Origin of the sequence: Allobosea sp. Leaf344 (genome assembly GCF_001426225.1) — a bacterium.
Lineage (GTDB): Bacteria > Pseudomonadota > Alphaproteobacteria > Rhizobiales > Beijerinckiaceae > Allobosea.
Window position 1 is genome coordinate 27,033 of record NZ_LMRT01000014.1, and the last position, 22,509, is coordinate 49,541.

The following is a 22,509-nucleotide window of genomic DNA, read 5'->3' on the forward strand; positions in this document are numbered from 1 at the left end:
GCTCGGGCATGCTGGAACGCTTGAAGCAATGGGCGCGCAGGCTGAAACGGGACGTCGTCGCGCTCTGGATCGCGGCGCGTTCGCCGGCCACGCCTTGGCTGGCGAAGCTCGTCGCCGCCGCCGTCGCGGCCTATGCCCTGAGCCCGATCGACCTGATCCCCGATTTCATCCCGGTCCTGGGCTATCTCGACGATCTGCTGATCGTCCCGGCCGGCATCGCGCTGGCGGTCCGGCTGATCCCCGCGGCGCTGATGGCCGATTTCCGCAGGCAGGCGGAGGTGCGGAACGAGCGCCCGCGCAGCCTCGCCGCCGCGCTGGTCATCCTTCTGCTCTGGGCGGGGAGCGGCCTGGCCCTGGCGCTGTGGATCCTGGGCTAGCGCCGGCCGCGAATGCGGCTGCGCCGCCTATTTCAGCTCGGAGGACCAGCCGAAATCGACATAATCGGCGCGGCTGTCATGGCAGATATTGCCATAGGCCTTGAGATAGGCCTCGCGCCGCGCCGGGTCGTGATAGACCGCCGCCGGGTCGGCCGTGTCGCGCTCGAACTGGCCGAGGCTTTCCCGGGAGATCAGGCTCGGCAGGATGTCGAGGCCCTGCGGCACCGAGCCGCCATCGAGCCAGTCGGCGGCGTGCTGCGCCAGCGCATAGCCGAAGATCGGCGAGGCGAGCCCGACGCTGGCCTTGTAGGGCCCGCTGCGCCGCATTTCGGCGATCGCCTCCGGCTCGCCGTCGATCCCCCCGATGAACTGGTCGTCACGGGCGAGGCCGGCTTCGCGCAGCGCCGCCAGCGCACCGAGCACGACCGTGTCGGCGCCGAGCACGACATCGACCCGCGAATGCGCCAGCAGGATCGTGCGCATGGTCGCATGGCCGCCCGCCTTGTCGACGGTCTTGGGCGAGATGTCGGCGATGATGCGCACGCCCGGCAGGCTCTTGAGCGCGGCGCGGATGGCGACGAAGCGCTGCGCCAGGAACTGGTTGCTGTCATGGGTCAGCAGCACGACGCGGGCTTCGCCGCCCTTGCGCGTCCGGATGTATTCCGCGGCGGCATCGCCCAGCGCCTTGCCTGTCGCCAGCTGCGGGGCGTTGAGGATGGTGGTGGCGGGCGGCGGAACGATCGACCCGACATAGCCCCCCTGGGCGATGAACTGCCGGAGCACCGGGGCGAGCGTGGCGACGTCGATCGGCGCCACGATCAGCGCACCCGCCCGCTCGGCGAGCGCCTTGCGGACCTGGCCGACCATCGCCCGCGGATCATTGTCGGCCAGGGCGACCTCGAAGGCGAGGCCGCGCTGCCGCGCCGCCAGCGCCATGCCACGGGCGGCGCTCTGCACGAATTCGCGCTGGTTGTCCTGGGCGAAGACCAGGGTCCTGCTCAGCCCGCCCGGAGGCGCGCAGCGCGCCGCGCCGGCATCGAAGGGGGCGAAGCGCCGCGGCGCGGTGATGCCGCGGGCGACCTCCTGCGAACGCGGCAGGGAAGGCATCGCCGCCAGCCCCAGCGCGCCCAGCACCGCCCTGCGTGAAACGCTCATCCGCCTGCTCCGATCCTGCCCGGCCCGGTCACGAGGCCGGCTCCAGCGCCATGACGAGCCGCGCCTCGGTGCCGGGATTGCGCCTGATGTAATCGACCTCGGCCTTGAGCGAGCGCGCGATCGAGGTGACGATCTTGGAGCCGACGCCCGTGCCGCGCGCCGGCCCGCCGACCGGCATGCCAACGCCGTCATCCTCGACCGCGACGAGCAGATTGGAGTCCAGCCTGCGCGCCAGCACGCGAACCTCGCCGCTTTGCCCGCCATAGGCATATTTGAAGGCGTTGGTGACCCATTCCGTGATGATGATGCCGAGGCTGATGCTGGCGCTGGTGGAAATCCGCACCGGCTCGATCTCATGGCTGATCGACGCGCCGAAACCGCCGGATGCCAGCGTCTGCTCGAGCTGCGCCAGCAGCGCGCTCATATAGCTGTCCAGCGCCACCGAGGTGACGTCCCCCGAGGTGTAGAGATGCTTGTGGATCTCCGCCACGGCCTGGATGCGCGCGCCGGTCTCGTCCAGCGCGGCCTTGGCCGCCTTGTCGGGAAGCGCCTGGCGCTGCAGGCGGATCAGCGCCCCGATGAAGGAGAGGTTGTTGGCGACGCGGTGGTTGACCTCGGTCAGCAGCACCTCGGCCCGGTCGCGCGCGCGGACCAGATCCTCCGTCCGCTCGGCGACCCTCGCTTCCAGACTGGCATTGGCGAGGGCGAGCTCGTCGCGGGCCTGCACGATCTCGCGGGTATAGCGGGCGAAGGTCACGACCACGCCGATCACCACCCCGATGATCAGCAGGCTCGCCAGAATCGTGCCGACGCGCAGCGCCAGGATATTCGTCGTCTGCGTCCGCAGCCGGCCGGTCAGCGCATCCTCGGCTGCGATCACGATCGCGGAGAGAAACACCTCCACCTCGTCCATCAGGGCCTTGCCCTGGTTGGTGGCGACGATGGCCAAGGCATCGCCGAGGCCGCCGCTGGTCCGCGCCCGCATCGTCTCGTCGAGATCCGCGATCCTCTGGTCGACCAGGGCCTTGAGGCGCGGCATCATCGCCTGGAAACGCGCGCTGCCCGCGAGATCCGCAGCGAGCTTGCCGATCTGCTCCTGCGCCACCAGCTTGGCGTTCTCATAGGGCGCGAGATAGATCTCGTTGCTGGTCAGCACATAGCCCCTCAGGCTCGACTCCGCCGAGAGCAGGGCCTCCCTGACCCCGACGGAGCGATCGCGCACCAGGCGCTGCTCGTCGATGATCGAGGCATCGGTCTGGGCGCGCTGGCTCAGCCAGACGGTCGCACCAACCAGGCCCATCAGCGCCGCTGCCGCGGTGAGCAGGAAGGCGATGGTGGAGGTTACGAGAAATCGCCGGGAGATCGGCATTCTGTTGCGCCCTCGACATCCTGCGCGCAAGTCCGAATGGCGACACGCGGGACGTCCGGCCCCACGATCAACAGCGCGTAGAAACTGTACCGAGAACCGATGCGCGAGCAATCCGATTCTGCAGGCGGCCCGCAGGCCGACGCCGTCGCAAGTGCGGCAGGATCGAGCGCGTCAGCCCCTGTGGCGCCGCATCGGCCCGTGGTTCCGCCCGTTTTCCGCGGCTGACGAAGTCGTGTGCGGGGCGGGGACGAAGCGAATGAACTGACCGGCCTCTCGCCCGTTCTCTTTCGCAATGCGGCAGGCCCGGGTGTTTCCCGATGCCGCCCTTGGCCAATCATCGGAGGCGGGACATGCCAACCCCAGGAGAATTGAGTTTGAACAGGCGAGACCTCATGGTGGCCGCCGGCGCATGTGCGGCTTTGCCCGCGATGCCGGGCGCAGCGCGGGCACAGCCCGTATCGCGGGGTGAGCCGGTCACGGCTTCGGTGTCGATGAGCGTGAATGGTGAGAACCGCACGCTGCAGCTCGATACCCGCACAACCCTGCTGGACGCGCTACGCGAGCATCTGCACCTGACCGGGACCAAAAAGGGCTGCGACCACGGCCAATGCGGCGCCTGCACGGTGATCGTCGACGGGCAGCGGATCAATTCCTGCCTGACGCTGGCGATCATGAACCAGGGTGTCCAGGTCACGACCATCGAGGGGCTCGGCACCGTCGACGACCTCCATCCCATGCAGGAAGCCTTCGTCAAGCATGACGGCTTCCAATGCGGCTATTGCACGCCGGGGCAGATCTGCTCCAGCGTCGCCGTGCTCGACGAGATCAAGGCCGGGATTCCCAGCCATGTCACAGCCGATCTCACCGCGCCCATGGCGGTCAGCGAGGCCGAAATCCGCGAGCGCTTGAGCGGCAATATCTGCCGCTGCGGGGCCTATTCCAACATCGTCGCGGCGGTGTCCGATGTCGCGGGGAGGCAGGGATGAGAGCGTTCTCCTATGAGAAGCCGGCTTCGCCCGCCGAAGCCGCCACGGCCGCTTCCCGCAACCCGGAAGCGAAATTCATCGCCGGCGGCACCAATCTGCTCGATCTGATGAAGCTCGAGATCGAGGCGCCGACGCATCTGATCGACGTCAACGGGCTCGGTCTGGACACGATCGAACCGACGCAGGAGGGCGGCCTGCGCATCGGCGCGCTGGTGCGCAACACCACGCTCGCCGCCGATCAGCGCGTGCGCCGCGATTACGCGGTGCTGTCCCGGGCGCTGCTCTCCGGCGCCTCCGGCCAGCTCCGCAACCGGGCGACCACCGCCGGCAATCTGCTGCAGCGGACGCGTTGCCCGTATTTCTACGACACGGCGCAGCCCTGCAACAAGCGCCAGCCCGGCAGCGGCTGTTCGGCGCTCGGCGGCTTCTCGCGTCAGCTCGGCGTGGTCGGCACCAGCGACGCCTGCATCGCGACGCATCCCTCCGACATGGCGGTGGCGATGCGCGTGCTCGACGCGACCGTCGAGACGGTAAAGCCCGACGCGTCCACCCGCACCATCCCGCTCGGCGATCTGCACCGCCTGCCGGGCGACAGCCCGCATCTCGAGACGGTGCTGGAAAAGGGCGAGCTGATCACCGCGGTGACGCTGCCGAAGCCGGCCGGTGGCACGCAGATCTACCGCAAGGTGCGCGACCGCGCCTCCTATGCCTTCGCGCTCATCTCCGTCGCCGCCATCGTGCAGCGCGACGGCAGCGGCCGCGTGGCGATCGGCGGCGTGGCTCCCAAGCCCTGGCGCGTCGAGAAGGCGGAGGCCGAGCTGCCGCGAGGCGCCAAGGCCGCCGCATCGGCACTCTTCGCCGACGCCCGCCCCACCCATGAGAACGCGTTCAAGCTGCCATTGGTCGAGCGGACGCTCGATGCCGTGCTGGCGCAGGCGAGGAGCTGATCCATGAAATTCGACAAACCCGCCGCCGACAACCCGATCGACCGCCTGCAGGTCGTCGGCAAGCCGCTCGACCGCATCGACGGCCCCCGCAAGGTCACCGGCACCGCGCGCTATGCCTATGAGCAGCACGATGTCGTGCCCGGCCAGGCCTATGGCTACGTGCTCGGCGCCGGCATCGCCAAGGGCCGTATCGGCGCGATGGACGTCGAGCCCGCCCGCCGGGCGCCCGGCGTCATCGCCGTGGTCACCGCCAAGGAGGCCGGCGCCCTGAAGAAGGGCAAGCGCAACACCGCGCGCCTGCTCGCGGGGCCAGAGGTGGAGCATTATCATCAGGCCGTGGCGCTGGTGGTGGCCGAGAGCTTCGAGCAGGCCCGCGCCGCGGCCTCGCTGATCAAGGTGGAGTACGCCGCCGCCGAAGGCGCCTTCGATCTGAAGGCGGCGATGAACGAGGCGAAGAAGCCGGAAGGCGACGATCCGAGCCTCGACGACACCAAGGTCGGCGATTTCGCCGGCGCCTTCGCCGCCGCGCCGGTGAAGCTCGACGAGACCTATACGACGCCGGACGAGAGCCATGCGATGATGGAACCGCATGCGACTCTGGCGGCCTGGGAGGGCGAACGGCTCACCCTCTGGACCTCCAACCAGATGGTCGATTGGGGCGTCACGGACATGGCGACGACGCTCGGCATCCCCAAGGAGAACATCCGCATCGTCTCGCCCTTCATCGGTGGCGGCTTCGGCGGCAAGCTGTTCCTGCGCTCCGACGTGCTGCTGGCGGCGCTCGGCGCGCGGGCGGCGCGGCGCCCGGTCAAGGTGACGCTGCAGCGCCCGCTGATGATCAACAACACCACGCATCGTCCCGCCACGGTCCAGCGCATCCGGATCGGCACCACGGGCGAGGGCAAGATCACCGCGATCGCGCATGAGAGCTGGTCCGGCGATCTGCCGGGGGGCGGGCCGGAGGTCGCCGTTCAGCAGACCCGGCTGCTCTATGCCGGCGCGAACCGGATGACCGCGATGCGCCTGGCCGAGCTTGACCTGCCCGAGGGCAATGCGATGCGTGCGCCGGGCGAGGCGCCCGGGTTGATGGCGCTCGAAATGGCCATGGACGAGATGGCCGAGAAGCTCGGCATGGACCCGATCGCCTTCCGCCTGCTCAACGATACGCAGGTCGATCCGGAAAAACCGGAGCGGCCCTTCTCGATGCGCCGGCTCGACGAATGCTTCCGGGTCGGGTCCGAGCGCTTCGGCTGGTCGCGCCGCTCGGCGCGCCCGGGCCAGCAGCGGGACGGCAACTGGCTGGTCGGCATCGGCGTCGCCGCCGCCTTCCGCAACAATCTGGTGATGAAATCCGGCGCCCGCGTCAGCCTCGACGCGCAGGGGATCGTCACCGTCGAAACCGACATGACCGATATCGGCACCGGCAGCTACACCATCATCGGCCAGACCGCGGCCGAGATGCTCGGCGTCGGGATCGACAAGGTCGTGGTGAAGCTCGGCGATTCCGCCTTCCCGGTCTCCGCCGGCTCGGGCGGGCAATGGGGCGGCAACAGCTCGACGGCCGGCGTCTACGCCGCTTGCGTCAAGCTGCGCGAGGCCGTGGCGCAGAAGCTCGGCATCAACTCGACCGAGGCGATCTTCGCCAATGGCGAGGTCAAGGCCGGCAATCGCAGCCTGCCTCTGGCCAGCGCGGCGGAGGCCGGACCGCTGACCGGCGAGGACACGATCGAATACGGCGATCTGGACAAGACCCATCAGCAATCGACCTTCGGCGCGCATTTCGTCGAGGTCGCGGTCGATGCGGCCACGGCGGAGACGCGCATCCGGCGCATGCTCGCTGTCTGCGCCGCGGGGCGGATTCTCAACCCGAAGACCGCGCGCAGCCAGGTCATCGGCGCGATGACGATGGGGGCGGGGGCCGCGCTGATGGAGGAGCTGGCGGTCGACAAGCGCCGTGGCTTCTTCGTCAATCACGATCTCGCCGGATACGAGGTGCCGGTCCATGCCGATATCCCGCATCAGGAGGTCGTCTTCCTCGACGAGACAGACCCGATGTCCTCGCCGATGAAGGCCAAGGGCGTGGGCGAACTCGGGATTTGCGGGGTCGGCGCGGCGGTGGCCAATGCGATCTACAACGCCACCGGCGTGCGGGTGCGCGACTATCCGATCACGCTCGACAAGCTGCTGACACGCATGCCCGACGCGGCCTGACGGCCGCCTGCAACGACCGCAGGGCCAGGCTTAGGCCAGGCCCGGCGGTCGCGGGTCGGGTTTCGAGAACCGCGCCAGCCGGCGCAGCTCCTCCGGCGTCGTCGTCGGCAGACCGAAAAAGTCGAGATAGGCCGGGATCTGCTCGAACAGCATGTCGGTCCCGACCTGATAGGCGCAGCCGCGGGAGCGCGCTTCCGCGAGGAGCGGCGTGATCTCCTGCGACATCACGACCTCGCCGACGAAGCTTTCCGGCGCGAGGCGCGTGACGTCGATCGGCAGAGGGTCGCCCGGCTTCATGCCGAGCGGCGTGGCATTGGCGACGATGTCCTGGCCGGCCGGATCGGCCGAGCCCAGCACCAGCGCCAGCTCCGGATAATGCCGGCGTAGCCGCCCCGCCAAGGCCTCCATCGCCGCGGCATCCGGATCGAACAGCGTCAGCCGCGCCAGCCCCGCCCTGGCCAGCGAGGCCGCGATCGCCGATCCGACGCCGCCACACCCCACCACCAGCGCCGTCGCGCCGGCGACGACCCGCCCCTTGCGCGTCAGGCCGCGCACGAACCCCTCGCCGTCGAACATCTCGCCGACCAGCCGCCCCCGATCGTCCAGACGCACCGCATTGCAGGCGCCGGCCACCGCCGCCGTCGTGCCGATCTCGTCGAGCAGGGCGATGGTGGTGACCTTGTGCGGCATGGTGATCAGCGCCCCCAGACTGTTCGAGAGCCTGAAAAACAGCTTGAGGAAGTCGGGATACTCGACCGCGCGGCAGCCCATCGGCACGACCACGGCATCGATGCCGCGATCCGTGAAATAGGGGTTGTAGATCATCGGCGCCTTGAAGCTGCCGGTGGGGTAGCCGAGATGGGCGATGAGCCTGGTCGTGCCGCTGATGATCATGGATCTCGTCTGTGCTGATGCGTCGTCGCGGCTTTCGACCCGCTCATGCCAGGGGCAGGGCGCCGCTGGCGGCGGTGTGGTCGACGCAGCCTTCGACATGGGTGGAGAGGATCGCGATCGCGCGGGCCGTGTCGCGCGCCATGGCGCAGTCGAGCAGGAGTCGATGCTCCTCGGCGGCGATCTCCCCGCGGAACACCACCGCGACCATTTGATAGCGGAGATATTTGTCGTAGATCGCCGCATGAGTCTCATGCAGCACCTGCGAGCTGCAGGCCGAGATCAGCGCGTGATGGAACTCCCAATCATAGCGCTTCCACAGCTCCGGCTCGCTGCGATCGCCCGAGAGCATGCGCCGCTCCATCAGAGCGAGCTTGTGATGGGCGGCGACCACGCGACCTTCCCATTCCATGTCGCCGGCGGCGAAGGATTGCGCCAGAGCGTGGCTCTCCAGCAGCAGGCGCATCGCCGCGATCTCGCGCAGATTGGTCGCGGAGATTCGCGAGACCACGAAACCTTTCTGGCCCTCGGCCTCGACGAGGCCTTCCGAGGCCAGCCGGTTGAGCAATTCGCGCAGGGTGCTGACGCTCGCATCATAGCTCGTCCTGAGCAGGTCGAGCTTCAGCTTCTGCCCCGGCGCGAGCCGGCCGAAGATGATGTCGTCGCGGATCCGCCGATAGGCGATCTCGGCGACGGAGAGAGAGGGCGGCGTGACGGTGAGCATGCGTGTCCCTGGCCTGCGCGCCCACTCATAGAAGGTGCGCCGGGTGCCAGCATAGTCGCACCGGCGCCGCGCGCAATCCAAATGGCAAAACAGAAAATCTCATACGAAACGCAAAATCCGTGTTGCGCATGGGCGGGTGTGCGTCGATAGTGCCTCCACAAGGCGGCACCAGAATCCGCTCATCACGGGGAGAACTTTCATGGCCATGTCACTCGATCGGCGCACCCTGCTCGCGGGCGGTCTCGCCACCATGGGCGTCGGCCTGGCCGGCGGAGCTTTGGCTCAGGGCAAGCCCAATCTGCGCTTTTCCGCCGTCTTCTCCGAGCAGGACATCCGCGCGGAGATGATGAAGCGCTTCGGCGACGCGATCAAAGAGGACTTCACCCTCCAGCCCTATTTCGGCGGCAACCTGTTCAAGCAGGGCACCGAACTGGTGGCGATGCAGCGCAACAATCTGGAGATGGGCAATATCGCGCCCCAGGACATCTCCAACCAGATCCCGGCCTGGTCGATCCTGACCTCCGGCTATCTGCTGCGCGACGCCGCGCATCTGAAGGCGGTGTTCGCCAGCCCCGTCGGCACCGAGCTGAAGAAGATGGCGGAGGACAAGCTCAACATCCGCATCCTCGGGCCGACCTATTTCGGCGCGCGCCATGTCGGGCTGAAGCCGAAGAAGAAGATCAACACCCCCGCCGACATGGCCGGCATCAAGCTGCGCATGCCCGGCGGCGACGCCTGGCAGTTCCTCGGCCAGTCGCTCGGCGCCAACCCGACGCCGATGGCCTATGCGGAGGTCTATACCGGGCTGCAGAGCGGCGCGATCGACGGGCAGGACAACCCGCTGCCCAACGTCCAGAACATGAAGTTCTACGAGGTCTCCTCGCAGATCGTGCTGACGTCGCACCTCGTCGGCTTCGACCTGCTCTGCGTCACCGACAGGATCTGGAAGGCGATGTCGCCGGAGAAGCAGAAGGCCTTCCAGGCCGCGGCCGATGCGGCGATCGACTGGAGCACCCAGGAGCATGTGAAGAAGGAGAGCGAGCTCGTCGACTTCTTCAAGAAGCAGGGGCTCGAGGTCTATCAGCCCGATGTCGCCGCCTTCCGCGACTTCGCCCAGAAGAAATATCTCGCCTCCGACCTCGCCAAGAGCTGGCCGGCCGGCATGGTCGACAAGATCAACGCGCTCTGAGCCAAGCGCGAGCCCGGAGGGTGCGGTGAGACATCGGATGGCCGCGCTCGGCGGCTGGCTCGCGCGCCGCGCGGAAAACGTTCTGGTGCTGATGCTCGGCGCGATGTTCGCCGTCTTCATCCTGCAGATCGTCTTCCGCTACGGGCTCAATCTGCCGATCGGCTGGACGCATGAGATCAGTGTGCTGCTCTGGCTGTGGCTGGTGCTGTTCGGCGCGGCCTTCGTGACGCGCGAGAGCGACGAGATCCGCTTCGACATCATCTATGGCGCGGTCGGCCCCCGGGCCCGCCGCGTCATGGCGGTGATCACGGCGGCCGCGCTCGTCGCGCTCTACGCCGTCTCGCTGCCCGCGATGGCCGACTATGTCGCCTTCATGAAAGTCGAGCGGACCGCCTATCTGAAGCTGCCCTTCAACTGGGTCTATGCGATCTATCTGGCGTTCGCGGTCGCCGCGATCGCGCGCTATCTCTGGCTCGGCTTCCGGGCGCTGCGCGGCGAGGCGCCCGAGGCGTTCGACCCGACAAAGGCCGGCTCCGGCGTATGACCAGCCCCTTCGGTCTCTGCATCCTCGCCATCGTGACGCTGTCGCTGCTCGGGCTGCCGATCGGCCATGCGATGATCGCCGGCTCGATCTTCTACCTGCTGCTGGCCGGCCAGGATCTCAGCATCGCCGCCGAGCAGCTGCTCAACGGCATGTACACCAACTACGTCATCCTGGCGGTGCCGCTCTTCATCCTGGCGGCCGAGCTGATGAATATCGGCTCGATGACCGAGCGGCTGCTGCGCTTCTGCGACGCGCTGGTCGGCCGCTTTCGCGGCGGGCTCGCCCAGGTCAACATCGTCCAGAGCGTGATCTTCGCCGGCATGTCCGGCTCGGCCATCGCCGATGCCGCCGGGACGGGGCGGATGATGCAGGCGATGATGACGAAGGACGGCAAATATCCGCCGAGCTTCGCCGCCGCCTTGACCGCCGTCTCCTCCGTCATCGGGCCGATCATTCCGCCCTCGATCCCGATGGTGCTGTACGCGCTCGTCTCCGACGCCTCGATCGGTTTCCTGTTTTTGGCCGGGGTGGTGCCCGGGCTGCTGATGGCGGGCGTCCAGATGGCCATCGTCGCGATGACCGCGCGCCGCCGCAATTTCCCGGTCGAGCCGCCGATCCCGCTGCGCGCCTTGCCGGGCATCACATGGCGCGCCTTTCCGGCGCTGATGATGCCGGTGGTCCTGCTCGGCGGCATCTATGGCGGCGCCACCACACCGACCGAAGCCGCGGCCGTGGCGGCCGCCTATGCGCTGGCGATCTCGGCCTTGCTCTATCGCAGCGTCTCGGCGCGGGCGCTCTATGATTCGCTCGCCTACAGCGCGCGCACCACCGCCTCGATCGGCATGCTGATCGCCGGCGCGCTGGTCTTCAACTACGTCGTCACCATCGAGAATATTCCGGACAGCCTGAAACTCCTGCTCGCGGGCTGGCAGCTCTCGCCGCTGGAATTCCTGCTGCTCGTCAATCTCGTCCTGCTGGTCCTCGGCTGCCTGCTCGAAGGCACCGCGATCCTGCTGATCGTCGTCCCGGTGATGATCCCGACGGCGAAGGCGCTGGGCGTCGACATGGTGCATTTCGGCGTCGTGGTCGTGGTCAACATCATGCTCGGCCTGATCACGCCGCCCTATGGGCTGCTGCTCTTCATCATGAACAACATCACCGGGGTGCCGCTCCGGGACCTGGTGCGGGAGTGCATGCCCTTCCTCCTGGCGATGCTCGCCGCGCTCGCCGTGATCACCCTGTCGCCGGGTCTCGTGCTCTGGCTGCCGCGCCTCATGGGCTATGCCGGTTAGCCGGTACCCCTTCTCGAACCCGACTGGTGCTCTCGTGACCAAGCCGATCTACGTCATCAACGGTCCGAACCTGAACCGCCTCGGCACGCGGGAGCCGCATCTCTACGGCAGCACCACCTTGGCCGAGGTCGAGGCGATGTGCCGTGACGCGGCCGGCGATACGCCCCTGGAGTTTCGCCAGTCCAACCGCGAATACGAGCTGATCGACTGGATCCACGAGGCCATCGATCGCGGCTGCGGGATCGTCATCAACCCGGCCGCCTTCACCTTCACCTCGATGGCGATCCTCGACGCGCTGAAGATGTTCCCGGGGCCGATCATCGAACTGCACATCACCAATATCCACCGGCGCGAGCCGATCTATCACCGCTCCTTCGTCTCGCTGGTCGCCACCGCGATCATCGCCGGGCTGGGGGCGGGGGGCTATCCCGTGGCGGTCCAGGCGGTGAAGGACCTCGCCCGGCAGGCGGCTGCGTGACGAAACCGCGCCTCACGCGCGGATGAGCGTCTCGATCGCCCGCTTCAGCTCCAGCTGCGAGAAGGGTTTCGACAGCCGCGGCACGTCGATCGGGCCGACCCCCGGAGGCAGATCGGCATAGCCCGTGGCCAGCAGGATCGGCAGGGCGGGCTTGCGGGCGCCGGCCTCGGCGATCAGCTGGGCGCCGGTCATCCGCGGCATGGCGTGGTCGGTGACGACGCGATCGAAATCGCGCCCCGAAAGCTGCTCCAGCGCATCCTGGCTCGAATAGGCCGGCGCCACCTCAAGACCGAGATCCTCCAGCAGGTCGCCGGTGTTCATCAGCACCAGCGCGTCGTCATCGGCCGCCAGGATCGACAGGCGGCGTGAACCGGCGCGCTCCTGCGCCTCCGCCGCTTCCGCCGGCGCAGGCGCGGCCTCGCCGCCATCGGCGACCGCCGCCAGGGTGATCGTCGCCGTGGTGCCGCGCCCCCGGTGCGCTGTCCAGCGCCACATGATCACGACCACCGCCAGGCCGAAGATCAGCATGACCGCAGCGGCGCGGCGGTGGAGCCGGCCGGGAAAGCCGCCGGCAGGTTCGGGCCCCCCGTTCCCTTGCTGTCGCCGCGCCTTCCCATTAGCCATTCTGAAGATCGGCGCTCTATTCGTGCATGTAAAACTTCGCCGGACGACTTAAAGTGATCAGCGCTGAAGAGGTCGAGGGCAGGGCGTGCCGGAGCTGTCGGCGCGCCTGTCCCGATCGGGCATGCGCCGGGGGGATTCATGATGGCAGAGGCAATCGGTCGGCGACTCGCGATCGTGCTGCTGGTCGCAGCCGCCTGGCTGGCGGCACCGGCGCCGCCGGCTTTGGCCCAGGCGGATCAGCCGGTCGTGCTGACGCTGCAGGGCAGCGAGACCGCCGAGCAGATCCGCCAGGCCGTCGACGCCATCACCGCGACCGGGCGCAGGGTCGAGATCAGGATGGGCGCCAAGGCCAGCCCGGTGCAGGCCGAGCCGGTCTCGAAGCTCGGCGTATTCTGGCGGGACTTCGAAGCCGGGCTGGACAGCGGCAATGCCGCGATCCCGCAGGTGACGCGGTTGCCCGGCGATGTCGCGGAGCGCTGGCTGGCGGCCCGGAACCCGCAGCCGGGCCTGCGCCTGCTCGCGATCATCCTCGCCGCGGCCGGCGCGGCCTGGGCCTTCCGCCGGGCGACGGGCGGCTGGTTCGCCCGCAGGCTGGTACCGGCCGGCCCGGATTTCCTGCCGCGCCTGCGGATCTCGCTGCTGGCCGCCCTCCAGGACGGGCTGACGGCGATCATCGTCATCGGGGCGCTTGCGCTCGGGCGCAACGCGCTGCTGCCGCAGCCGGACATCGCCGCCGCGACCGCAGCCAGCCTCGGCGCCGCATCGGTCATGGTCGCGCTGCATCTGGTGGCCGCGCGCTTTCTGCTCTCGCCGGGGCGGCCCGAGCGGCGGCTGGTGCCGATCGAGCGGGCGGAGCGGCATTATGCCTGGCTGCTCGCCTATGTCGGGCTCGGCGGCTTCGCGATCTTGCTGGCGCGCCTGGCGCTGGATGTGGCGCGCGACCCCGCCACCGTCATGGGCGTGGTGGCGCTCGGCGGCTATGCTGTGCTCGTGCTGAAGCTGTGCTGGTTCTTCGATGCGCGCCGCGATCTCAGGCAGCTGGTGCTGAGATCCGCCCGGGAGCCGGGCCCGGGCCCAGCCCTGCGCCTGCTGGCCTGGGCCGCACCCTTCATCTTCATGGCCAGCGCGGTCGCGATCTGGATGGTCGGGCGCGCCTCCTTCGTGATGGTCGACGGCCAGCGCTGGGGAGCCGCCGCCGGGCTGACGCAGTTCATCATCATCCTTACCCCCGTGGTGGCCATCGGCGCGACGACGCTGTTGCGGGCCTGGCAGGCGCGCGAGCAGGCGCGGACCGATGTTCCGGCCACGCCGGTGGCGGTGGCGGTCGGCGCCATGATCCAGGCCGGCATGGGCGGGCTCGTCTGGATCGGTGCCGCCTTCTGGCTGTCCCAGATCTGGGCCGCCCTGTTCGTCGATACCGCCACGGCCGATTACGCCGCCTTCCGCAAACACGCCTTTGCCCAGGCCATGCTGCTGTTCTCCGGCTGGGTCGCGCTGGTCTTCCTGCGCGCCTTCTTCGGCGCCTTCTCGCCCCGTCCGACCTCGACTTTGCCGTTCGACGAGGAGACCCAGCATGACGAGGCGGTGCCGAGCCGGCTCGCCACCGTGCTGCCCGTCGTGCGCGGCATCGTGCTCTCCGGCGTCATCGTTCTGACGGCGCTGGTCGCCTTGTCGCAGCTCGGGGTCGATATCGGCCCGCTTTTGGCCGGCTTCGGCATTCTCGGCCTGGCCATCTCCTTCGGCTCCCAGGCTCTGGTGCGCGATATCGTCTCCGGCTTCTTCTTCATGGTCGAAGATGCGTTCCGGGTCGGCGAATATGTCGATACCGGGCGGCTGAAGGGCACGGTCGAGAAGATCTCGCTGCGCTCCGTCCAGCTGCGCCATCAGAGCGGGCAGATCCACACCATCCCGTTCGGACAGATCCCGTCCCTCACCAATGCCAGCCGCGACTGGGCGACGGTCAAGTTCAATGTCCGGCTCGACCGCTCGGTCGATCTGGAAAAGGCGCGCAAGGCCATCAAGAAGGTCGGGCTCGCCCTGCTGGAGGATCCGGAATACGGCCCGCATTTCATCGCGCCGCTGAAGATGCAGGGCGTCGCGGACATCGCCGATACCGCGCTGGTGATCCGGCTGAAATTCACCGCCAAGCCGAACCAGGCCTCCGGCCTGCAGCGTGAGGCGCTGAAGCGGGTCTACCGGGCGCTGGGCGAGGCGGGGATCGATTTCGCCTCGAACCAGGTCACGGTCCGCGGCGGGGAGGGCGGAGCGGCCCATGCCGGTGCCGCGCTCTCCGTCGTCCCGCCGCCGACCCCCTTGGCGCCGACCGGCTAGCGCCCCGCCAGCGCCCGCAGCGGCGCGCTGACGATGGTGATCGGCAGTTTCACCAGCGCCTCGAGCGAGCCGCTGGCGATCTCGCCGGGCTGGCCGCCCTGCTGGCCGGGCGTGATGCCGCGCGCCAGAACGGCGCTCAGATTCGGCGCCACGGCGGCGAGCTGCGCGAATTTGCCGTGATTGCTCGAATCCAGCCCCTTCACCTCGGTCATGTCGATGACCACCGCGCCGAGACTGGCGAGTTCCTCGGTGTTGCTGTCGGAGCCGAGCCGGCCCTGGCCCCCGGCGAGGAAATTCGACAGGCCGAGCGCCTTGTCGTCCTTCGACAGCACGATGAAGAAGGGTTTGGAGGGGCGGCCGAACCGGCGCATCTGCGATTTGAACACGTCGATATCGATATCGGGCGCGGCGAGGAACAGGGCGGCGAGCTTGTCGACCTGCGGCAGCCCGCCGCTGATCCTGATCTGCCGCAGCGCCTCGACGGTGACCCAATTGCCCATGGAATGGGCGAGGATCGTCACCTTCTCCGCCTGGCTCGCGAAGACCAGCCGCAAGGTCCGCTCGAGATCGTCCCGCGCGGCGGTCGCGCTGTTGTTGTCGTAGATATATTGCGAGACCTGGCCGCGCGAGGCCCAGGTGAAGAGAACCGGCACGGCCGGCGCCCGGGAATCGTGAACCACCTGCGCGAAGCGATAGACGCCCTCGGCGAACATTGTGTTGTAGCCATGCACGAAGAGGAAGACGTTTCGCTTTCCCTTGGGGCGGGCCGCGAGCTGCGTATTGAGCTCGGCCACGAACGCCTTCTCGCCTTCGAGATAGCCGGCCTCGCGCACCACGAAATCGGTCTTGGGATCGCCCGGCGCCGTCGAGGCCCAGGAGATCTCGCCGGCCTTGTGCCCCGGCGGGACGGAGACGACGAGCCGCGCGAAATCGAGCGGCGTCGCCCGTTCGCCATTGAACAGCGTGCCGGGGCGGGCGTCGCGCTGGCGCGTCGTCGCGACCAGCAGGGTGTGGGGCGTGGCGTCCGGCGCCGGTTGCGCGACGGGCGCCAGGAAACCCGTCTCCGGACGCGAGCCGCAGCCCGCCAAAGCGAGCGCCAGCACGATCAGGCAGGGCAGCAGTACGCGGCCGCCGCCGCTTTGGCGCGGGACATCGGCGAAGGGAAAGACGAGCTGCATCGAACGCGATCCTGCTGACGAGGCGGAGCCTGAGCCATGCCCTGGGCCATGGCGGGGGCTGCCGGCCGCCAGCGCCACGGGCGCTTCGCCATCCGTGCCGCTGCGATTGCCTCCCCCCGCGCCACCATCGCCGCTCTTCCGAGATTTTGCAAATTGGCGTCAGTTGCGTCAGCCTTGAAAGGCGCTTTAGAATTCGCGAACGAGACCGACGGGAAGAGGCTGCGGAGCGACCGCCATGACGCAAGTGCTTCTTTCCTCCTTCGCGCCGTGAAGGCTGCGATCATTGTCGATTGACCAGCAGATCGCACCGGCGATTGCAGCTTGCCTACCGGGCCGGACAGGTTTCGCGGGCGCGCTTGCGCTGCTGGCGGGCTGCCTGCTGCCGTTCCACATCCAGCCCGCCGCCGCAAAACCCCTGCCGGCGGGCGCCTTCCTGCGCGCCTGCAAGATCGTCGTACCGGAGCAGACGCCGCTGTTCCCCGGCAGCCCCGCGGCGGCCGCGGCCGAGCCCGACGAGGACGGGACCGGGTCCGATGACGACGACGAAGAGGAGGATGAGGACGAGGAGGATGAGGAGGAGGCCGTTCCGGGTTTCGTCTCGCCTGGAATGGGGCATTGCGTGGCGATCTCCGGGGTGCTCAGCCTCGGGATCCAGAGCGACAGTTTTCGCGCCAGCACCCTGGCCCGCGCGGCCGGGCTCGTCCCGGCCAATGGGCTGAGCTATCCGCGCAGCCTGTCCTTTCGCATCGAAAGCGCCCGCACCCTGCCGAGCGGCCTGCATGTCGCCAGCGCCTTCGAATTCTCCTTCGACCAGACCAATGATCCCGCGACCGGCTCGACGCCGAGCTTCGCCGAGGCGAGCGTCACCATCGGGCCCTTCGTCTTCGGCGTCGCGGGCTCGCGCTTCGATTTCTGGACCGGCGACGAATTCGTGTTTTCGACGCGGGTGCCGAGCCGCACCGTCGGCCTGATCGGCTATGAACGCCTGCTCTGGCCCGATCTCAAACTGTCGATCTCGGCCGAGGACACGCAGATCGACGCCGCCCGGGCGCTGCCCGGCGCCTCCGGCCTGCGTATGCCCGATGGCGTGGTGCGCCTGCTCCACGAAGGCGAGGCCTGGACCCTGCACGGCGCGGCGGCGCTGCGCGACGTGCCCCGCGGCCCGGGCGTCAGCGCGCGCATGGGCCGCGCCGCCCTGCTCGGCCTGACCTATGAGGCGCCCCTGCTGGGCAAGACCACGAGCGTCACCGCCCAGCTCGCCGGCGCGGTCGATGCCGCGCCCTATATCGGCTCCTCGCTCGATCTCAGGGTGTTGCGCCAGGTGATCGGCGCGACCGACGCCACACGCGGCTGGTCCGGTGTGCTCGCCTTGGGGCGGGACTGGACGGATACGCTGGCGAGCCATGTCTTCGTCAGCCGCTACCAGCTCAGCCTGCCGGGCAGGGCGGGCGGCACGGGGCGGGTCCGCATCGACCGCGTGGCGGCCAATCTCGCCTGGACTCCGGTCGAGGGCTTCAAGACCGGGCTCGAGGCCTCGGTCGCCTGGCAGAAGCTCGATCTCGGCAGCGCGGTCGTGCCGGTCGGGCTCGCCGGACGGCAGAGTTCGCTGCAACTGTTTCTGGAGCGGAGCTTCTGACCGGCCTCGCCGATCGGAACGGGGCGAGCCCGGCCGAGCCTGATCCGGCCGCTCAGAAGCCGGCGAAAGCCCGTGTCGCGAGCAGTCCCGCCAGGAGCGCCAGGGCGCCGGCGCTGGCGCGGTAGCCGATCCGGGCCCGCTGCGGGTTCTGGAAGCTGCGATGCAGGGCGCCTCCGAAGAGCAGCCAGGCGAGGCCGGCCGAGAGGATCAGCCCCGACAAAAGAGCGAGCCGGGCCGCCAGCTCCGGCGTCGCGCCTCCGGGCGGCAGGATGGCGAAGGCGAAGATCACGGCCTTGGGATTGAGCGATGTCGTCAGCAGCACCCGCTTGAAGCCGATCGCGGCACCGCCGGCGGAACCCGCTCCGCCGCGCAGCCAGAGCGCCAGCGCGATCCTGACGAGATAGGCCGCCGAGAGCCCCTGCAGGACGCTCAGGAGCATGGGCTGCGACGCGATCGCCGGACCGAGCCCGATGCGCAGCCCGGCGATGGCGACGAGATAACCGGCGAGCTCGGCGCCGAGCAGCGGGATCGAGCGGCGCCAGCCCGTCTCCGCAGCCGCTGTCGCCAGCAGCGTATTGGTCGGGCCGGGCGTCGCGAGCAGCGCCAGGCTCACGGTGATGAAGCTGATCGGATCCATGCCGGCTGTGTCGCAGCCGGTCCGCCGAGGCGCCTTGATCTCGCTCAGTCCTTCGCATCCCCGTCGGCGGAGCGCTCGCGCCGGCGGCTATGCCGCGGCTATGGAAACAGCTGCCCGGCGCCATGGAACGGCTAAGCCCGCAGCCGCTATGCAGGGCGTCAGGGCGGCCGGCCGCCGCCACCGGGATCGACCAGCATGCTGACGTCAGGCTCCGCCGCGCGCCACGCGCTCCACGCCGAGGATGAGATCGTCGATCCCGCGCATCCGGACAGGCAGGGCGCCGATCGCGAGGCGCGGCTGGCCCGTTTGGCCGCGCGCTGCGAGGCCGCCGATGCGATCGGCCGCGATCTCGATTGCGAGATCTATGAGGCGCTCGGTTTCGTGGTGAGGCGCAAGCCGACCTCGATGCGCACGCACAGGACGCCCCATGGCGGCATTTTTTTGCAGGGCGTCACCTGGAAGGCGGTCGGGCGCATCACGGTCGAGACCAGCGTCGTCATCGACATTCTCGGCCGGACCTTCCCCGATCTCACCTGGCGGCTCGGGCATGATCCGGCTGGCACCGTGGCCTTCGTCGCGACGGTGGAAGGCGAGAGTGCGGCGGCGCCGACGCCGGCCCTGGCCCTGACGGCCGCGCTGCTGCGCGCCAGCTTCGCGCTCGGCACCGCCCAAGCCCGGCTGGCGCCCAGAGAAATGCGCGCCGCCGCGAAGGCCCGCGCTTTGGTGCCGATGCGCTAGCGGCGAGCGGCGCGCGACGGTCTGCGATCCCGCGACGCTGATGCTGGCTTGAATAAGGCAGCATGAAGCGGCCACCGCGCCGACTGTGGAGAGCAGCCTAAGTCTGGCGGGACTTTCTGCTTATGGCCCATTCCCGACATTCGGACATTCGGCTTTCGGGCAGGCAGATGCCAAAGCTGGCTAGCGAAAGAGAGGGCTCCTTGAGCACGGTCATGCGAGTCGTTGATCAGAGTCGAGGCGGAACCCCGCCGGTCCGACGCAGCGGGTGACTGGGCTTCCACCTAAGCTTGAGACTAACCGCGCCACGGTGGAGAAGCGCCTCGGCGATGCGCTGCCGCTTGCCCGTGGGACGTGCAGTGCAGGTAGGCGACACGCCCCGGAACAGTTCGGTAAGGACAGGCGGTGCTTCCAGAATCATCGCGGTGCCCAGTCGACCACCTCCATGCGCGACAGGCCGATGTCGTTCAGCGTCCGGTCGTCGAGGCGCGTTGCGCCGTAACCAGGGCGACGGCCTGCGGGCGAGCGGTTCAGCCGCAGGCGCACGCTGCGGAGCGCCCATGAAATTCGTTTCAGGAAGGAGCACTCTCCCCTGCGCGCTGCCGGCGCAGCCTCGCCGAGCGGTTCGAGAGCTAGTGATCCCGAATGCGTATTGTGACGGTTGCAGACATCCGGCATTGTCGGTCTCCTCGTGGGATCAGCTCGCGCCATGACCGCATCAGTGCGGTAGAGCCGCCGATCGGTCCGGCTTTTTTGGGCCATTCAGGCCCAAGATTCTGTGCGCCGGGTCACAGAGGCTGCGGCTGGCGTCGTCAGGGTTAGATGTCGGAGGCCGACGATGACCGTTAGTCCCGATCGCGTTGTGAGCCTGCTGTCCGCCAACCCCTTCTTCGCGGGCTTCACCGAGGATGCGCTGGCGAAGATGGCGGCGATCTGCCGGCTACGTGACCTTTCTGCGCGGGAGGTGCTGTTCCTGAAAGGCGATCCGAGCGACGGCCTTTACGCGATCCGGCGCGGCCTGATCCGCATTGGAACGACGGATGATCTCGGCAAGCAGATGACGATAAACCTCCTCGGCGGCGGCGACGTTTTCGGCGAAATCGCGCTGCTTGATGGTCGGTCCCGTACCGCCGATGCGGTCGCGCTAGAGGACACTGCGATGTTCTTTCTGCCGCGTCGTGATTTCCTGAGCCTGCTCGATCGTGAGTCTTCGATTGCGCAGCAACTGATCGGGCTGCTCTGCGCTCGGCTGCGGGACGTCATCGGCCGTATGGAGGAGACCACATTCCTGCCCGCGGCGACCCGGCTTGCGCGACGCATCCTAATCCTCGTCACGGATTACGGGATGGAGGTCCACGCCTCCCAGGAGGAACTCGCATCACTCACCGGCGTGACGCGCGAAACGGTTAACCGGCAGCTCCAGTGCTGGAAACGCGCCGGCGTACTCTCCCTAGCGCGGGGGCGCCTGGTGATCCACGATATCGACGTCTTACGGCGGCTGGCGAACGTCGACGCCGCGTGACTTACCGGCATCCTATTCTGAGACGTCATCGGAAGCGGCGAACACCGGGACGGGACGGTCGAAGCCCTTCAGCATCCGCGCAGCCCGCTCGACAAGGCGCACCCGACCGCTCACAGCGCTGGCGGCGACCGCATCGATCAAGATTTCCGCATCGGCCGCGCTGGCGCACAGCCGCGAGGCGAGATTCACGACGCTGCCTATCGCGGTGTAATCGAGCCGGCCTCCGGAGCCGATCCGTCCCACCGTCGCCGGACCCATCGCCAGTCCTACGCCAAAGCCGAGCCCGTGGTCGAGCAGGAGCGCCTGAACGCTCGCGTGCATGTCGCGCGCCATATGAATGGCACGCAGCGCCGGATCCGAACAGGTCACGGGGGCGTTGAGCAGCACCATCATGCCGTCGCCGGAGAAGTGCGTCAGCGTGGCCCCGTAGTCGCTGACCACCTTGTCGAGAGCGTCGTAGTAATCGCTCAGGACGCCCATCACGGCTTCGGGCTCGGCGCGCCCGGAAAAGGCGGTGAAACCTCGCAGGTCGCCGAACACCACCACCACCTCAATGCGGCGGCCGTCGAGAACGCCGTCGTCGCTCGTCCGGTCAACCAGTTCGGCAACCTGCGGCGCGAGAAAGCGCTTGAGCCGGATGATGCGTTCCGAACGCTCCTGCGACACGGCAAGCTCGCCCGCCATCTCGTTGAAGCGCGTCGCCAGCCGCTCGAACTCGTCACCGGTAGCAAGGTCGATCCGGTGGTTGAAATGTCCGGCCCCGATCCGCGCGACACCGTCTTCCAAAAGCCTGATTGGGCCTATCATGCGCCTTGTCAACCAGTAGGCGAGCGCCGCCGCGAGCGCCGCGCCGCCGATCAACGACGCGGCTGTCCGCCACAGCGTCGCATAGATGGGTCCGAAGGCCTCAACGACCGGCTGCTTGACGACGACGCTCCAGTCGACGCGGGGAATCTGCGCCATCGCGGCGAGCACCGTCTGTCCCGCGACGTCGCGGCCGGTGACTGCCCGCCCCCCCTGTGCGACAATGCCTGCCCGCAGCGTCTTGAGAGGAAGTGTCGCCGTTTCGTCGGCCCGCAGGACAAGGCTGATGTCGGGATGGGCGACGAGGCGGCCCGGCTGATCGAGCACAAACGCTTCCCCGGTCCGTCCGACCCGGATCGCCGAAATCACGTCCCAGATCAGCTTGAGATTGACCTCGGCCACGGCGATGCCGACCGCCGCGCGGTTGCCCGCTACGGCTATGGTCATGAAGGGTTCGGAGCCGGCGTGGAACGTCACGGGGCCAAACCAGATCGGGCTCGATTTAACTCCAATGACCGCCGGATTCGCCGAGTGGTCGGCGCCCCCCTCGCTTCGGTTCAGGCCGAGGCGCGAGACAAACAGCCGCTCCCGGCCGACGGCGTCGACTAGGGTCAAGCTGACGACCGCCGGAACTTGGCGAAGCAGACGAAACGCGTCGAGCCTGCGCCTTTCGTCGGCGCTTTCAGACCATGGCAGCTGCACGGTCCAGGTAAGCTGGTCACCGATGCCGTCCAAGAAGTCTTGGATTTTCGCAGCGGCCGAGCGGGCTTCCGCATCGAGAAGATCGTTCAGCCTGGCGCGCTGGTCATGGTGGCCAAACCACGCTTCGCTTCCGACGGCGGCGAGAAGCGGCACGACCACCGCCGCGAACAATGCGAG

Annotated in this window: 21 protein-coding genes; 12 read left to right on the top strand and 9 right to left on the bottom strand. The window is 68.5% G+C overall.

The genetic code is table 11. The features are described from left to right. The first annotated feature begins 8 nt into the window (after positions 1–8). Positions 9–377 carry a DUF1232 domain-containing protein gene (locus ASG72_RS12155; RefSeq protein WP_056712662.1) on the top strand — a complete coding sequence of 123 codons (369 nt, stop codon included), beginning with the start codon at positions 9–11 and terminating at the stop codon, positions 375–377. A 27-nt stretch (positions 378–404) separates the two neighbouring features. On the opposite strand, the gene ASG72_RS12160 is transcribed toward ASG72_RS12155, so the two are convergent. Together ASG72_RS12160 and ASG72_RS12165 are read right to left on the bottom strand one after the other, a co-directional pair. Then, positions 405–1,532: a sugar ABC transporter substrate-binding protein gene (locus ASG72_RS12160; RefSeq protein WP_056712664.1), complete on the bottom strand. Its 1,128-nt coding sequence runs from the start codon at positions 1,530–1,532 to the stop codon at positions 405–407. Between the two features lie 28 nt (positions 1,533–1,560). Next, complete coding sequence (locus tag ASG72_RS12165; RefSeq protein WP_056712666.1) at positions 1,561–2,901, bottom strand: CHASE3 domain-containing protein; 1,341 nt, start codon at positions 2,899–2,901, stop codon at positions 1,561–1,563. A 350-nt stretch (positions 2,902–3,251) separates the two neighbouring features. Here ASG72_RS12165 and paoA point away from each other — a divergent pair, with 350 nt between their 5' ends. Genes paoA through paoC form a run of 3 tightly spaced genes read left to right on the top strand, consistent with a single transcriptional unit; the run spans position 3,252 to position 7,045 of the window. Further along, positions 3,252–3,887 (top strand): aldehyde dehydrogenase iron-sulfur subunit PaoA, encoded by a 636-nt coding sequence (gene paoA / locus ASG72_RS12170; RefSeq protein WP_082540300.1) that lies wholly within the window; start codon positions 3,252–3,254, stop codon positions 3,885–3,887. Next, entirely contained in the window at positions 3,884–4,834 is a 951-nt protein-coding gene (locus ASG72_RS12175; RefSeq protein WP_056712669.1) for a xanthine dehydrogenase family protein subunit M, read from the top strand. Before paoA ends, ASG72_RS12175 begins: the two co-directional genes overlap by 4 nt. Positions 4,835–4,837: 3 nt before the next feature. Continuing rightward, complete coding sequence (paoC, locus tag ASG72_RS12180) at positions 4,838–7,045, top strand: aldehyde oxidoreductase molybdenum-binding subunit PaoC (RefSeq protein WP_056712671.1); 2,208 nt, start codon at positions 4,838–4,840, stop codon at positions 7,043–7,045. Positions 7,046–7,075: 30 nt separating this feature from the next. Here the strand turns inward: paoC and ASG72_RS12185 are convergent, their stop codons facing one another. Together ASG72_RS12185 and ASG72_RS12190 are read right to left on the bottom strand one after the other, a co-directional pair. Then, complete coding sequence (locus tag ASG72_RS12185) at positions 7,076–7,936, bottom strand: ThiF family adenylyltransferase (RefSeq protein WP_056714547.1); 861 nt, start codon at positions 7,934–7,936, stop codon at positions 7,076–7,078. Between the two features lie 46 nt (positions 7,937–7,982). After that, entirely contained in the window at positions 7,983–8,660 is a 678-nt protein-coding gene (locus ASG72_RS12190; RefSeq protein WP_056712673.1) for a GntR family transcriptional regulator, read from the bottom strand. A gap of 199 nt (positions 8,661–8,859) precedes the next feature. Here ASG72_RS12190 and dctP point away from each other — a divergent pair, with 199 nt between their 5' ends. From dctP to ASG72_RS12210, 4 genes are read left to right on the top strand one after another with little or no spacing between them, the layout of a single operon-like run. Continuing rightward, positions 8,860–9,849, top strand: coding sequence for a TRAP transporter substrate-binding protein DctP (gene dctP, locus ASG72_RS12195; RefSeq protein ID WP_056712674.1), 990 nt, complete (start codon positions 8,860–8,862; stop codon positions 9,847–9,849). A gap of 25 nt (positions 9,850–9,874) precedes the next feature. After that, positions 9,875–10,393 (top strand): TRAP transporter small permease subunit, encoded by a 519-nt coding sequence (locus ASG72_RS12200; protein ID WP_156395931.1) that lies wholly within the window; start codon positions 9,875–9,877, stop codon positions 10,391–10,393. After that, on the top strand, positions 10,390–11,685 hold the full coding sequence (locus ASG72_RS12205) for a TRAP transporter large permease (RefSeq protein ID WP_056712676.1): 1,296 nt from the start codon (positions 10,390–10,392) through the stop codon (positions 11,683–11,685). Before ASG72_RS12200 ends, ASG72_RS12205 begins: the two co-directional genes overlap by 4 nt. Before the next feature lie 34 nt (positions 11,686–11,719). Beyond that, positions 11,720–12,163 (top strand): type II 3-dehydroquinate dehydratase, encoded by a 444-nt coding sequence (locus ASG72_RS12210; RefSeq protein WP_056712678.1) that lies wholly within the window; start codon positions 11,720–11,722, stop codon positions 12,161–12,163. Between the two features lie 12 nt (positions 12,164–12,175). On the opposite strand, the gene ASG72_RS12215 is transcribed toward ASG72_RS12210, so the two are convergent. Next, the gene (locus tag ASG72_RS12215) at positions 12,176–12,691 is read right to left on the bottom strand and encodes a response regulator (protein WP_056712680.1); all 516 of its coding nucleotides are present in this window, start codon (positions 12,689–12,691) and stop codon (positions 12,176–12,178) included. Positions 12,692–12,928: 237 nt separating this feature from the next. On the opposite strand from ASG72_RS12215, the gene ASG72_RS12220 reads away from it, so the two are divergent. Continuing rightward, positions 12,929–15,118 carry a mechanosensitive ion channel family protein gene (locus tag ASG72_RS12220; protein ID WP_156395933.1) on the top strand — a complete coding sequence of 730 codons (2,190 nt, stop codon included), beginning with the start codon at positions 12,929–12,931 and terminating at the stop codon, positions 15,116–15,118. Here ASG72_RS12220 and ASG72_RS12225 read toward each other — a convergent pair. Then, entirely contained in the window at positions 15,115–16,296 is a 1,182-nt protein-coding gene (locus ASG72_RS12225; RefSeq protein ID WP_082540302.1) for an alpha/beta hydrolase, read from the bottom strand. The two genes, ASG72_RS12220 and ASG72_RS12225, sit on opposite strands and share 4 nt — an antisense overlap. Positions 16,297–16,579: 283 nt before the next feature. On the opposite strand from ASG72_RS12225, the gene ASG72_RS12235 reads away from it, so the two are divergent. Then, positions 16,580–17,932, top strand: coding sequence for a hypothetical protein (locus tag ASG72_RS12235; RefSeq protein ID WP_056712686.1), 1,353 nt, complete (start codon positions 16,580–16,582; stop codon positions 17,930–17,932). 52 nt (positions 17,933–17,984) lie between these two features. Here the strand turns inward: ASG72_RS12235 and ASG72_RS12240 are convergent, their stop codons facing one another. Then, on the bottom strand, positions 17,985–18,569 hold the full coding sequence (locus ASG72_RS12240; protein WP_056712687.1) for a LysE family transporter: 585 nt from the start codon (positions 18,567–18,569) through the stop codon (positions 17,985–17,987). A 195-nt stretch (positions 18,570–18,764) separates the two neighbouring features. Between ASG72_RS12240 and ASG72_RS12245 the strand changes: the two genes are divergently transcribed. Then, a complete protein-coding gene (locus ASG72_RS12245) occupies positions 18,765–19,307 on the top strand; it encodes a hypothetical protein (RefSeq protein WP_056712689.1) in 543 nt (180 codons plus the stop codon). 414 nt (positions 19,308–19,721) lie between these two features. Here ASG72_RS12245 and ASG72_RS20760 read toward each other — a convergent pair whose 3' ends face one another. Beyond that, positions 19,722–19,982: a hypothetical protein gene (locus ASG72_RS20760; RefSeq protein ID WP_162246244.1), complete on the bottom strand. Its 261-nt coding sequence runs from the start codon at positions 19,980–19,982 to the stop codon at positions 19,722–19,724. Between the two features lie 184 nt (positions 19,983–20,166). On the opposite strand from ASG72_RS20760, the gene ASG72_RS12250 reads away from it, so the two are divergent. Then, positions 20,167–20,826 carry a Crp/Fnr family transcriptional regulator gene (locus ASG72_RS12250; protein WP_244488788.1) on the top strand — a complete coding sequence of 220 codons (660 nt, stop codon included), beginning with the start codon at positions 20,167–20,169 and terminating at the stop codon, positions 20,824–20,826. Between the two features lie 12 nt (positions 20,827–20,838). On the opposite strand, the gene ASG72_RS12255 is transcribed toward ASG72_RS12250, so the two are convergent. Then, complete coding sequence (locus ASG72_RS12255) at positions 20,839–22,503, bottom strand: adenylate/guanylate cyclase domain-containing protein (protein ID WP_348271586.1); 1,665 nt, start codon at positions 22,501–22,503, stop codon at positions 20,839–20,841. Between the last annotated feature and the right edge of the window lie 6 nt (positions 22,504–22,509).

Coding starts and splice junctions, on each gene's coding strand:
- ASG72_RS12155 (WP_056712662.1), top strand. CDS start 9: ATGCTGGAACGCTTGAAGCAATGGGCGCGCAGGCTGAAACGGGACGTC.
- ASG72_RS12160 (WP_056712664.1), bottom strand. CDS start 1,532: ATGAGCGTTTCACGCAGGGCGGTGCTGGGCGCGCTGGGGCTGGCGGCG.
- ASG72_RS12165 (WP_056712666.1), bottom strand. CDS start 2,901: ATGCCGATCTCCCGGCGATTTCTCGTAACCTCCACCATCGCCTTCCTG.
- paoA (WP_082540300.1), top strand. CDS start 3,252: ATGCCAACCCCAGGAGAATTGAGTTTGAACAGGCGAGACCTCATGGTG.
- ASG72_RS12175 (WP_056712669.1), top strand. CDS start 3,884: ATGAGAGCGTTCTCCTATGAGAAGCCGGCTTCGCCCGCCGAAGCCGCC.
- paoC (WP_056712671.1), top strand. CDS start 4,838: ATGAAATTCGACAAACCCGCCGCCGACAACCCGATCGACCGCCTGCAG.
- ASG72_RS12190 (WP_056712673.1), bottom strand. CDS start 8,660: ATGCTCACCGTCACGCCGCCCTCTCTCTCCGTCGCCGAGATCGCCTAT.
- dctP (WP_056712674.1), top strand. CDS start 8,860: ATGGCCATGTCACTCGATCGGCGCACCCTGCTCGCGGGCGGTCTCGCC.
- ASG72_RS12205 (WP_056712676.1), top strand. CDS start 10,390: ATGACCAGCCCCTTCGGTCTCTGCATCCTCGCCATCGTGACGCTGTCG.
- ASG72_RS12215 (WP_056712680.1), bottom strand. CDS start 12,691: ATGCTGATCTTCGGCCTGGCGGTGGTCGTGATCATGTGGCGCTGGACA.
- ASG72_RS12220 (WP_156395933.1), top strand. CDS start 12,929: ATGGCAGAGGCAATCGGTCGGCGACTCGCGATCGTGCTGCTGGTCGCA.
- ASG72_RS12225 (WP_082540302.1), bottom strand. CDS start 16,296: ATGCAGCTCGTCTTTCCCTTCGCCGATGTCCCGCGCCAAAGCGGCGGC.
- ASG72_RS12240 (WP_056712687.1), bottom strand. CDS start 18,569: ATGGATCCGATCAGCTTCATCACCGTGAGCCTGGCGCTGCTCGCGACG.
- ASG72_RS12245 (WP_056712689.1), top strand. CDS start 18,765: ATGCTGACGTCAGGCTCCGCCGCGCGCCACGCGCTCCACGCCGAGGAT.
- ASG72_RS20760 (WP_162246244.1), bottom strand. CDS start 19,982: ATGCCGGATGTCTGCAACCGTCACAATACGCATTCGGGATCACTAGCT.